The following is an 11,936-nucleotide window of genomic DNA, read 5'->3' as shown; positions in this document are numbered from 1 at the left end:
AATCAAACACGCTCGATAATGGTGGCAATACCCATGCCGCCACCGACGCATAGCGAGATCAGCGCAGTCTTCTTGCCGCTGCGCTCCAGCTCATCAAGCGCGGTGCCGAGGATCATGGCGCCGGTGGCGCCAAGCGGATGGCCCATCGCAATCGAACCGCCATTGACGTTGACCCTTTCCGGATCGAGATCCAGGTCGCGGATGGCGCGCATGACAACTGCAGCGAACGCCTCGTTGATTTCAAACAGATCGATATCCTTGGCCGACATCTTGGCTTTGGCGAGCGCCTTGCGCGCCGCCGGTGCGATCCCGGTCAGCATGATGGTCGGTTCCGATCCCGTGACTGCCGTCGCCACGATCCGGGCGCGTGGCTTCAATCCCAGCTTTTCACCCATTTCTTTGCTGCCGACCAGCACCAGCGCGGCGCCGTCGACGATGCCGGAAGAATTGCCGGCGTGGTGCACGTGATTGATTTTTTCGACGGTCGTATATTTGCGCAGCGCAGTCGCATCGAAACCCATCTGGCCGATCTGCTCAAAGGCCGGATTCAGCGCAGCCAGATTTTCTATCGTGGTTTGCGCGCGGATGTATTCGTCATGGTCCAGTATCACCAGTCCATTCAGGTCGGTCACCGGGATCAGTGATTTAGCGAAGCGGCCTTCGGCGCGCGCCAGTGCAGCCTTCTTTTGGGATAGCAGGGCGAAGTTGTCGACATCGCTGCGCGAAAAATTTTCCAGGGTGGCGATCAGGTCAGCGCCTATGCCTTGCGGCGCAAAACCAGTGCTTTGGTTGACCCGCGGGTCCATGAACCAGGCGCCGCCGTCGGAACCCATGGCCCAGCGCGACATGCTCTCGACGCCGCCCGCCACCACCAGCTGCTCCTGCCCGGACATGATCTTCATCGCCGCCAGGTTGATCGATTCCAGTCCGGAAGCGCAAAAGCGGGATTGGGTCACGCCCGCCACCGACTGGTCCCAGCCGGCATACAGCACTGCTGTGCGCGCAATGTCCGCGCCTTGTTCGCCGACCGGCGTCACGCAGCCAAGCACCACGTCATCTACCTGGGATGTATCGAGCTGGTTGCGTTGTTCCAGCGCGTGCAGCAGTTGCGCCAGTAGATTGACAGGGGTCACCTGGTGCAGGCAGCCGTCTTTCTTGCCTTTGCCGCGCGGGGTCCGTACGGAATCGAAAATATATGCTTCAGTCATAGCGTCTCCGGCTTGTGTGCGTATGTAATAGAAATTACACTTACATTGATGTTTGATTTATGCTGAACGCCAACTGTAGTGAAAGCGGCGCTTAGCGTCAATTGATAGCCCACTCTAAATCGGGCATCTGAAAAGTGCATTAGTGCAGCGGTAAAATTAATTACACATAGTGTGAAAATAACAAAGCCATGTCTTCGGAAAAACAGAAAATCATCCTTGACCGCGCTTTGCTCAAGCCGGTGATACAGCAAAGGATAGAGAGCGCGGTGTTGGATTTGTTCTCGCAGCGGGAGTTTCACAGCGTCAGCTTTGGTGAAATCGCCAGTGCTGCCAATGTCTCCTTGCAAACCATTTATAAATACTACGGCAGCAAGGAAGCGCTGTTGTTTGCCTGCCTTGAAACCTGGCTGGGTGCGCTGGCGTCGCGCATGTTAGACCACTTGCAGGGCATCGAGAGTTGCCAGGACAAGCTGCGCAAGGTGTTTTGGGTTGTGCTGGATTTTTTCGACCGCAATCCCAAGGTGAGCCAGCTCATCATGAGCTCATTGCAAATCAGCGCCTGGGGCCGCGACCGCACGTTTCGCCAGCCGGAAATGATGGAAGTCCTGATGCAGACCTTGACCGACGGCCGCGCCCAAGGCGTGCTCACGGATGAAGTGGATGAGAAAATCCTGCTGGACTATTTCATCGGCATCCTGGAGCGGCTGGTGCACATGCACACCATGCGTGGCGAGAAAGAAGCGCTGGCGTTGCAGGCGAACGCGTTGTTCAGGATGCTGTGGCGGGCGATCTCCCGGCCGCAAGCCGGTTAATCGAGGAAGTCGAAAGATCCCACATAGCGCGCACGAGGCCTGATCAACTGCCCGGTCGAGGCTTGTTCCTTTGCGTGGGCGATCCAGCCGGCGCAGCGGCCCAGCGCAAACAGCGTCTGCGATGTCCCGCGCGCCAGGCCGAATGCGTATTCAATCGCCGCCAAGGAAAAATCGACATTCACCGGCTGACCGCTTAGCGCGCTGGCGGCTTCGCCGATTTCCAGCAACTGCGCGATATTACCGTGTCGTGTTTCTTGCGCCGCCAGCATTTGCAGCAGCATGCGGCCGCGCGGATCGCCATCCGGATACAGCGGATGGCCAAAGCCGGGTAAGCGGTTACCGTAGCCGCTGGCTATCCCGGGTTGCGCCAAATGCTGTTTCAGAGCGCCATGCATGTCATCGCTTTCCAGCGCAGCGTCGATCAGGGTACGTATGCGTAGCGATTCTCCGCCGTGGCGCGGACCAGATAAGGCAGCCAATCCGGCAAGCAACGCAAGGGGTAGCGGCGCGCCGGTGGAAGCCACGCAACGTACCGTAAATGCGGAGACATTCAACTCGTGATCGGCGCACGCGACCAGCGCAGCCCGCACCAGATTTGTCGCAGCGTCGTCGAGACCCCAAGCATTGCCGCATTGCTGATGCAGCGGTAGCATGCTGACATCCGTATTAAGCAACGCGGCCGCTACAAGTTGCATGAGCTGTGCACCATTTGTCGGCAGCTCTGCTGCAATCAACAACGGTGCTGAGGCCGCCAGTAAAGCGGCAGTGCGTTCCAGCGGCAGGAAAGTAGAGAAAGGCTGGCGCATGTGCCGCCATTGCGCCGGTGTGATTTGCATTACATTTGTGTCGAACATATTCGCTTTGCCGTCGTCCCACAAGATCACGGCAACCTGCTCCAGCGTTGCGCTTTGCGCCAGTTTCATGGCGTCATGGCCACGGTAGCGGATGACGCCATGCTCAATCAGGGTAATCCGCGATTCCAGTATCGGCTTGCCCCAGTCTATCGCCTGCTCGACGGTATGCCCCGCCTGGCGGCCATCTTTGCGCCGAGCCGCAAGGCGCAGTACCTGGTCGCGCGGATACAGCTTGCTACGCACATTTTTGCTTGGCACGGAGTCGAGCATGCCGCGGCTGACATAGGAATACAATGTAGCCGTACTGACGCCGAGCAAGGTTGCCGCTTCATCTGCCGTGAGCATTTTCTTCATCGGGAAAATTTCTTTGTATTGATTGTCGCAATCAAGATTGACGCAGACTGTTAGCAAATTCTAGACTGAATCGTTACTAGCGATAAGGAAGATTATGCAACCAGATACCTTGGCCAATAAGCTCGTCGACACTATCTGGCATACTGCCGGTCGCGATCAGGATGCGCTTGGCCACCTGCATTTTTCAAACCTTGGAACGCAACTGCCATCGGTATTTCCGGTGGGCGCATTGGCGTCAGCCACAATCGGTGCTCAGGCGCTGGCCGCTGCTGAATTCTGGCATCTGCGCGGCGGCCGGCAGCAAACCGTGAGCGTTGATCAGCACCATGCGCTGGCGATATTTCGCAGCGAACGTTATCTGCTGATAGATGGGAAACCTCCCGCTGATCCCTGGAGCCCGATAGCGGGTTACTACCAGGCGGGTGACGGTCGCTGGATTCAATTGCATACCAATTTTCCGCATCATCGCGATGGCGTGTTGCGCGTCTTGCAATGCGTCGACGACCACACCGCCGTAGCTGCAGCGATCGCTGGCTGGAATGCCGCAGAACTCGATGCGCGGTTGGCAGAAGAGGGCATGTGCGCAGCATTGATACGCAGTCCAGAGGAATGGCGTGCCCATCCGCAGGCCGCCGCCATCGCCGCCTTGCCGCTGTTTGACATCACGCATGTCAGTGATGTCCCGGCTGAACTGCCGCGTGCGACGGTGGAGCGGCCTTTGGACGGGATACGGGTACTCGACCTGTCGCGCGTGATCGCCGCGCCGGTAGCTGGCCGCACCCTGGCGCAGCATGGCGCCGAGGTGCTCGCGATCAGCGCCGCGCATTTGCCGAATATCCCGACGCTGGTGATCGACAATGGCCGCGGCAAGCGTGCGGCCCAGTTCGATTTGCGCAGCGAAGCAGGGCGTGAACGTCTGCGTGAACTGATCCGTGGCGCCGATGTTTTCCTGCACGCTTACCGGCCGGGTGCACTCGATGCGTACGGTTTTACCAGCGACGAATTGCAGACCTTGCGGCCCGGACTGGTTGAGGTCAGTCTTTGCGCTTATGGCCATGCCGGCCCCTGGGCCGGACGGCGCGGCTTTGACAGCCTGGTGCAATCCGCCACCGGTATCGCCTGGGAAGAAGGACAGGCGGCGCGCAGCGACAAGCCAGGCAAACTGCCGTGCCAGGCGCTTGATCACGCTACTGGCTATTTGGCCGCGTTTGGCGCCATGAACGCGTTGCACAAGCGCGCAGTCGAAGGCGGCGGCTGGCGAGTACGTGTCTCGTTGGCACAAACCGGACGCTGGCTGCAATCCCTGCCGCGGCTTGCGAACGGCTTGCAGTACGCGGATATGACAGCGGATGAAGTACAAGGATGGCGGCAAACGATGTCGTCATCGTTCGGAGCGGTCAGCGCCATAGCGCCGGCTGAGCAGATGCCGCTGACGCCGCCGCACTTCGATTTGCCACCGTCGGCGCTAGGCGCCCATGAAGCGCGTTGGCAGCAACGCTGAGAATTGAGAATTGAAAATTGATGCGGTAAATAAAAAAGCGCTTACTATCAAGTAAGCGCTTTTTTGACATGCCTGCCGATGATTGTCGGACCGGCTATAACAAACTGCTTGTCATGCGAATTGCTTAAGCAAAATTCTGCGAAGCAAATTCCCAATTCGCCAATGCCCAGAATGCTTCCAGGTATTTTGGACGAGCGTTACGGTAGTCGATGTAGTAAGCGTGTTCCCAGACGTCGACAGTGATCAAAGGCTTAGCGTCAGTAGTCAGCGGAGTCGCTGCGTTCGAAGTCGATACCAGGCCGAGCGAACCGTCGGCGTTCTTTACCAGCCAGGCCCAGCCGGAACCGAAAGTGCCGACTGCAGTCTTGGTCAGTTCAACCTTGAAGTTGTCGAACGAGCCCCACTTGGCGTTGATCGCATCTGCCAATGCGCCGGTTGGTGCGCCGCCGCCATTTGGCGACAGGCTGTGCCAGTAGAACGTGTGGTTCCAGATTTGCGCTGCGTTGTTGAAAACGCCGCCGGACGATTTCTTGACGGTGTCTTCCAGCGACAGGTTTTCGAATTCTGTGCCAGGGATCAGGTTGTTCAGGTTAGTTACATAGGTCTGGTGATGCTTGCCATAGTGAAATTCCAGAGTCTCTTTGGAAATGTGTGGAGCTAATGCATCCAGAGCGTACGGCAGAGGCGGGAGAGTGTGTGCCATGTTGTGCGTCCTTCCTATAGTTTTATTGGGATTACAAAGAAGCTGTTGCCTATACATCTTACGAACAGTTTCCAGGAAAGAGCTATTGTAAAGCGCTTAGCTATTCCATGCAGCAAGCTTGCGCTTTCCCGTTATATTTATTCGAAGCTTATGCGACTTGCGTCAGATGACAAGCAGTCTGTGCTCAATCCAGCGTTGCCTGAACACTATCTATGCCGACCTTGGCGCTGCCTTCCGCCAGCTGCACGGTGACGAAATGCCGTGGCTGGAGTTCTTTCGGTGCACGAATCACATGGCCCTTGGCATCGGAGACGATGGCGTAGCCGCGTTCCAGTGTACGTTGCGGATTCAACAGTTCAAGCTGCGCATTCAGGGCTGCCAGCGCTTGGCGGCTGTTATGGCTTTTTGCCGTCAACGCGCTACCGAGACGCCGGCTTTGCTCCAGTAATATCTGACGCGATGTTTTGGTGCTGGGGATTTGCGCATTCAAGCGGGTGCGCAAATTCAATAAGGCATAGCGCGATTGTGTCAGGGGGATGTGGGTTGCATGCTGCAGCCTGTTTTGCAGACTCTGCAACTTGACTCTTTCATGAGCGATGGTGGCGGCCGGACTGCTCAGGCGGCGGCCTAGCCAGTCCAGAGTCTGGCCGGCTTCAGCCAGCTGCCGGCGCAGGGCGCGGGTCAGGTCATCGGCATGGCCTTCCAGCGTCGCCAGCCAGTCGCCGCGTGGTACGGTCGCCAGCTCGGCGGCGGCGGTCGGAGTGGCGGCGCGTAGATCGGCGGCGAAGTCTGCGATCGTGAAATCGGTTTCGTGGCCGACGCCGGAAATCACAGGCATCGGCGCAGCCACAATTGCTCGCGCCACCGCTTCGTCATTGAAGGACCATAAATCCTCGATGCTCCCGCCGCCACGGCAGACCAGCAGCAACTCGCACTCGGCACGCGCAGCAGCGGTATTGATAGCGCGTGCGATCTTTTCAGCGGCGCCGTCGCCTTGCACCGGAGTAGGGTAAAGGATCACGCGCACATGCGGCGCACGCCGCGCCAGCGCGGTCAGGATATCGCGCAGCGCCGCTGCTTGCAGGCTTGTGACAATGCCGATGGTTCTTGCAAATGGCGGCAGTGGACGTTTGCGCGCCGGATCGAACAAGCCCTCGGCGTTCAGTTTTTCCTTCAGGCGCAAAAAAGCTTCGTACAGGTTGCCGACGCCGGCACGCCGGATCGCCTCGACATTGAGCTGATAGTCGCCGCGCGCCGCATACAACGTCACCAGTGCCCGCACTTCGACTTTGTCGCCATCGCGCGGCGTAAAGCCGGCATGCTGGGCGCGGCCCTTGAACATCACGCCGCGCACTTGCGCCGCATCGTCTTTGAGCGTGAAGTACCAGTGACCGGATGCATAGCTTTTGAAGTTCGATATTTCACCCGATACCCAGGCCAGTGGAAAACTGCGTTCCAGCATGCGGGCAACGGCTTGATTCAGGGCCGATACTGTGAGTACTTGCGGGCCGCTGGAATAGTTGTCGTTGGTGCTGGAGATATTCATGCTGGCTTCCGGTTGAATTAGAGTTCATTTCATCAATATACGTTCGCACTCACGTATATTGATGAAATGAGCTTTGGTCTCCCGGCCGATCACAGGCACGGGCGCTGACATTGTAAAGCACAGCCGCTGCACAGCAATGGAAAAGTGAAACAAATCAAGGGCTTGTCTGGAATGCAGTGGGCTTGCGCACAAGCTTATCCACATATTCTGTGGGTAACTGTGGATTGCTGCCGGGTTGTGGATATCTGTTAGCGGGACGATGACAAAATGCACATCCATTGTCGGGAAAACTCAACTTCCCATCCGTAAAGCCCTGTTTGAGGCGTATTTGCATCCATCCTTCACACTGGTGAAAACACGATGCCAATCAAGGACTTAATGCGAATCCAGTGTGCTTGTTCACAAAGTTATCCCCAAAATCTGTGGAAAACTTTATGCGCTCGCAATGATGCGTAAAGTTTGCCGGCGTACAGTGCGCATACCTCGATTGCTCATTTCTTGTGGGTATGATTGTCCGGAGATTTTCCAGGCAATATTTTCGGTTGCGCCCGTCTTTAATTTCGATACGTGAAAAATCAGTTGGGCGTAATTTACTGCTTTATAAGGAAATTTTTTTAGTTTCGGGAGGATGAGCCTATGCGCTGGGAATTGTCTTTGCTTATCAGTCCAAGCCGATCTAAATCAAGCATTTCAAGCGTTTCAAGCGTTTTGCAACCCAAAGAGCACGCCCCTTAATGCCAAAGACTAATTCAAAGCCATGTTTCGACTATATGTTATTATATGTAATTGACAGATCAGTCCATAATTGGCTATTATAAAATCCATGGCACGACCAAAAGAATTCGAGAACGAAGTAGTACTTGAGAAGGCTATCGAAATCTTCTCGACGCATGGCTACGAGGGCACATCGACCGATGAACTACTGCAGGTCATGGGCATTAGTCGCCAGAGCATGTACAACACGTTTGGCGACAAAAAGCGGCTTTATCTGGAAGCCCTGCAACGTTATGTCGTTGGTAGCGTCAACGATCAAATCGATGCATTGAGCGCACCTGCCTCCCCAATGATGGGGGTGGAAGCGCTGATGGATTTTGCCGTATCGCGGGCAGTTGCCGATCCAGAACCGAAATGTTTGGGTATTAGCGCCATCTGCGAATTCGGTCGTGCGGATTCAGAAGTGACGATGATCACCGAAATGGCAAGCAAGATTTTCATTTCCTCCCTCGAGCGCAGGCTTGTCGAAGCCAAGAAGGAGGGCGAAATTGGCGAGGAAATTGGTCCCCAGGCTGCGGCACAGTTCCTTTTGGCTACGCTGACCGGCATTAAAGTCGCAGCCCGTGCCGGGGCAACCGAAGAGAATTTACGCGGCATTGCCCGCATAGCACTGCGAGGTATCCGGTAAAAACAAGCAACGCACCAGGCGTGTTTTTTTACGTCTAATTATAGATTGATTAGTCCAAAATTAAACTGAAAGGAATTAAATCATGTCACGTCCTCTGTCCAATAAAGTCGCTTTAGTCACTGGCGGTTCTCGCGGCATCGGAGCCGCCATCGTTCGCCGTTTGTCACATGACGGAGCAGTGGTTGCATTCACCTATGCTGCTTCCGAAGACAAGGCAAATGTTCTTGCGGCGGAAATCAAGGCCGCCGGTGGAGTGGTTTTACCGATCAAGGCCGACAGCGCCGATATAGCGGCGGTGCAACAAGCCGTTGCCTTGACCGCCGAGACATATGGCGGCATCGATATCCTTGTGAACAATGCGGGCATACTCAAGCGCGGCACGATTGACGAATTCAGCCTTTCTGACTTTGACCAGATGGTTGCCGTTAATCAGCGGGCGGTCTTTGTCGCCATACAAGCAGTCTTGTCTCACATGCATGAAGGCGGGCGCATCATCACCATCGGCAGCGTGACCGGCGACCGCATCGGGTTTCCAGGGGCGTCCGTTTATGGAATGACCAAAGCAGCAGTTGCTTCATTGACGCGCGGCTTGGCGCGCGATCTTGGCCCACGCGGCATTACCGTCAATACCATCCAGCCCGGCCCTATCGAAACAGACATGAATTCTGATGAGAATTCCCGCGCGATGGTGCGGCCGCTCATGGCCCTTGGTCGTATGGGGAAGGATAGTGAAATTGCCAGCCTCGCCGCTTATCTGGCTTCACCTGAATCTAGTTTTGTTACTGGTTCGGCACTCACGATCGATGGCGGCTACCTGGCCTGACTAAACAAAGAACGGTCATGCATTCGTAAGGAGAAAGACAATGCAATAGACTATTGTTGAAACCCACGGCGGCCCCGAATAACTTAAACTACACAGCCCGTCGCAGGTTCCCGGCCCGAACCAGGTGCGTGTGCGACTTTCTGCGGTGGGCAAAATTCATGGATACCGGCGCCAGGCACGGCATCTTCTGACAAGATAGAATGCCTCCTTTCGGTCCCGGCGTTGAAGGGGCTGAGCGATGTGATTTTTGCTTCAATCCGTCACGTATTGTTCTGGTGTCGATGCCACTTCCCTTTATTGGGACTCGGTCTGACAGGCTAGGAATCTTCACGTTTGAGTCGAGAGTTTCGATGAGACGTCGCTCGAATAGGGCAGTTATCACGGCCAGGCTAATGCGTGCGAGCAGATTTGCCCATTTTTAAGTTCTTGAAAATACTAATTTTGCAACAATGCGTTGGCTGCCGCACTTTCCTTACCCGCGGATCCGGGGCTTGCCCGTGGCGCCCGCACAAAGAATGCCACCGCCAGCGCACCTGCCAAAGCGATGCCGCCGCTAAGAATGAATGCGCTCGTGAAAACCTTGGTCCACTGCACCAGGAATCCGGTCAGTATCGGGGCAAGAATGCCTGCGGTGTTGGCCAGAAAGTGCACGAATCCGCCAACGCCGCCCATGCGCCCCGGTTCGACCGTATCCAGAATAATCGCCCAGTACCCGCTAAGCGTCAGATTCATAAAAAATACGGTGACGGCCATCAAGGCAACTGCTGCGCCGACACTATCGGCAACGCCGGCTAGCGCTACACAGGCGGCAGCTACCAGCAGGCCGCCGACGATCACAATCTTGCGCGCTCTCAGCGCATTTCCGGTCCAGCGGAAAATCAGGTCGGAAATGAAGCCGCCTGATGCGATTCCAATGAAGCCGAGCCCCCAGGGAATCATGTTCGCGATACTCATCGAAGACAGGCTCAGATGCCTTTCCATCATCAGATAACTGGGAAACCAGGAAAGGAAAAAATACAAGATGTAGGCATAGCCAAAACCCGCGAGCGAGGTTGCCAGAATCGTCGGGCTCTTCAAATACGCCATCAATGGTCTGTTGGGAAGCGCTTCCGTGGCATCGCCGGGGGATTTTTCCGATGCCGGCAATTTTCCGGCGCCGCGAATCCAGCGGTTTCCTTCCGGCTGGTCAGAGGAGAATATCGTCCACATGAGAGCCCATAACAAGCCAACGGCTCCGATAACAACAAAGGGAATGCGCCAGCCCCAACGAACGGCCATCAGTCCGATCACAGGCCCTGCGAGTGCTGCGCCTAGCTGCAGGCCGGAGTTGGCGAATCCGACCGCGGTGGTTTGTTCCTTGCGGTCGAACCAGCGGCTAATTATCTTGTTGGTGCAGGTAGCCAGGGGGCCTTCGCCGGCGCCAAATATTACCCGGATAACCAGCAGGCTGAGGAGGCCGGAAGCAACTGCTGTCAGGCAGCAGAAAATCGACCACACGGAGATGGCCGCAATCAGCACCCGCCTTGCGCCAAAGCGGTCAGCCGCGTATCCGCCAACAAAGCAAAACAGGGCGTAACCTACAAAAAAAGCGCTGAAGACGATACCCAGATGTGCCGGATCTAAATTAAATTCTTTGGCGATTAATGGTGCTGCAACCGAGAGTGCCACACGATCAAGATAGCTGATTATGCAAGCAAGGAATAACATGAAGACAATAAACCAGCGGAATTTCATCATTGTTTGCTCCGGGGCCGGGGGGCCGGTATGTCGGCCCAACTATTTTTCCTGTCTGTGCCAGGTCTTGCGATGTCACAGTTTAAATACGCAATGATCGTAATCTTAAATCAACTAGATTGCCAAAGATTACGTATATAAAAATACTCTCTATCGATGTGCCATTGCCAGAGCTCGTTCTCACTTTTTCCCTGAGCAGACTTTGATGATTAGGGTAGCTGTTGGAAGTGCCATTAAATTTCTTGAAATCGATATTCCTAAAATTAAGTGGCGCAGGGTCAGTGACAGACTTTATTAGTCATTATCAGGTGTGATAATGACTAATAAAGTCTGTCGTGGTTAAAAGACAGTTACTTTGAGTTTGCACAGACGCAAAAGTCGACGCTATTTGGTCCGTTGGAAAGAACGCCATATACTCAAGTTTGTACAGGACAGGCCTATGCGCTGGTGCTTGCTGCTCTGTTTGATGATGTAGAAGAGGGATTGTCGCTATTTATGGGGAAAAATTGAATCTATCTTCTAAAATTTCAACTGGTTCGAAAATACCCGGGCAGGTCACATGGTCAGCGTGATGCCTAGCGTATCGCATTACTGGAAGGCATCCTGCTCTATCACATGCAAAGACACTTTTCCGGAGATGACGATCATCGGAATTGAGTCCATGAATGCAATTACAAGGCCTGTGATCGCGTTCGTCACACCAGAGCCGGAGGTCACCATTGCGACGCCGATCCTGGTCGAGCTGCACGAGTAGGCATCCGCAGCATGGACTGTCCCCTGTTCGTGGCGCACCAGAATGTGCCGGATTTTCCTGACTGAATAGCGCGTCGTAGATGTGCAGCACGGCTCCGTCGGGATAACCGAATACATGTACGACGCTTTCTTCCTGCAGGCAGCGAATCACGATTTCTGCACCGGTCAACTTCTCTCGGCTATTCGATACTAATCGTGTCACCCGGTTTCACCAGCAGTTCAATAACTTCCACTTCCTTGAAGTCG

Annotated in this window: 9 protein-coding genes and 1 pseudogene; 4 read left to right on the top strand and 6 right to left on the bottom strand. The window is 55.3% G+C overall.

The window, feature by feature from the left end; all coding sequences use genetic code 11:
- Positions 1 to 2: 2 nt before the first annotated feature.
- Positions 3 to 1,208, bottom strand: a complete 1,206-nt coding sequence (locus tag LT85_RS17770) for an acetyl-CoA C-acetyltransferase (RefSeq protein ID WP_038491449.1) — start codon at positions 1,206 to 1,208, stop codon at positions 3 to 5.
- 188 nt (positions 1,209 to 1,396) lie between these two features.
- On the opposite strand from LT85_RS17770, the gene LT85_RS17765 reads away from it, so the two are divergent.
- Positions 1,397 to 2,020 carry a TetR/AcrR family transcriptional regulator gene (locus LT85_RS17765; protein WP_052135292.1) on the top strand — a complete coding sequence of 208 codons (624 nt, stop codon included), beginning with the start codon at positions 1,397 to 1,399 and terminating at the stop codon, positions 2,018 to 2,020.
- On the opposite strand, the gene LT85_RS17760 is transcribed toward LT85_RS17765, so the two are convergent.
- Positions 2,017 to 3,228: a citrate synthase family protein gene (locus tag LT85_RS17760; protein ID WP_038491446.1), complete on the bottom strand. Its 1,212-nt coding sequence runs from the start codon at positions 3,226 to 3,228 to the stop codon at positions 2,017 to 2,019. The two genes, LT85_RS17765 and LT85_RS17760, sit on opposite strands and share 4 nt — an antisense overlap.
- A 94-nt stretch (positions 3,229 to 3,322) precedes the next feature.
- On the opposite strand from LT85_RS17760, the gene LT85_RS17755 reads away from it, so the two are divergent.
- Complete coding sequence (locus tag LT85_RS17755; RefSeq protein ID WP_038491444.1) at positions 3,323 to 4,729, top strand: CoA transferase; 1,407 nt, start codon at positions 3,323 to 3,325, stop codon at positions 4,727 to 4,729.
- Between the two features lie 124 nt (positions 4,730 to 4,853).
- On the opposite strand, the gene sodB is transcribed toward LT85_RS17755, so the two are convergent.
- Together sodB and xseA are read right to left on the bottom strand one after the other, a co-directional pair.
- Entirely contained in the window at positions 4,854 to 5,432 is a 579-nt protein-coding gene (sodB, locus tag LT85_RS17750) for a superoxide dismutase [Fe] (protein WP_038491441.1), read from the bottom strand.
- A 184-nt stretch (positions 5,433 to 5,616) separates the two neighbouring features.
- A complete protein-coding gene (xseA, locus tag LT85_RS17745) occupies positions 5,617 to 6,978 on the bottom strand; it encodes an exodeoxyribonuclease VII large subunit (RefSeq protein WP_038491437.1) in 1,362 nt (453 codons plus the stop codon).
- A gap of 823 nt (positions 6,979 to 7,801) precedes the next feature.
- Between xseA and LT85_RS17740 the strand changes: the two genes are divergently transcribed.
- Positions 7,802 to 8,380 (top strand): TetR/AcrR family transcriptional regulator, encoded by a 579-nt coding sequence (locus LT85_RS17740; protein ID WP_038491434.1) that lies wholly within the window; start codon positions 7,802 to 7,804, stop codon positions 8,378 to 8,380.
- 82 nt (positions 8,381 to 8,462) lie between these two features.
- Positions 8,463 to 9,203 (top strand): 3-oxoacyl-ACP reductase family protein, encoded by a 741-nt coding sequence (locus LT85_RS17735; protein ID WP_038491431.1) that lies wholly within the window; start codon positions 8,463 to 8,465, stop codon positions 9,201 to 9,203.
- Positions 9,204 to 9,638: 435 nt separating this feature from the next.
- On the opposite strand, the gene LT85_RS17730 is transcribed toward LT85_RS17735, so the two are convergent.
- Together LT85_RS17730 and LT85_RS17725 are read right to left on the bottom strand one after the other, a co-directional pair.
- A complete protein-coding gene (locus LT85_RS17730; RefSeq protein ID WP_038491427.1) occupies positions 9,639 to 10,940 on the bottom strand; it encodes an MFS transporter in 1,302 nt (433 codons plus the stop codon).
- 588 nt (positions 10,941 to 11,528) lie between these two features.
- Positions 11,529 to 11,838: pseudogene (locus LT85_RS17725) on the bottom strand (thiamine pyrophosphate-binding protein); the annotation flags it as partial.
- Positions 11,839 to 11,936: the final 98 nt, after the last annotated feature.

Source organism: Collimonas arenae (genome assembly GCF_000786695.1).
Classification (GTDB): domain Bacteria; phylum Pseudomonadota; class Gammaproteobacteria; order Burkholderiales; family Burkholderiaceae_D; genus Collimonas; species Collimonas arenae_A.
The sequence above is the reverse complement of the archived record's forward strand: the minus strand, read 5'-3'. Positions and strand labels throughout refer to the sequence as shown.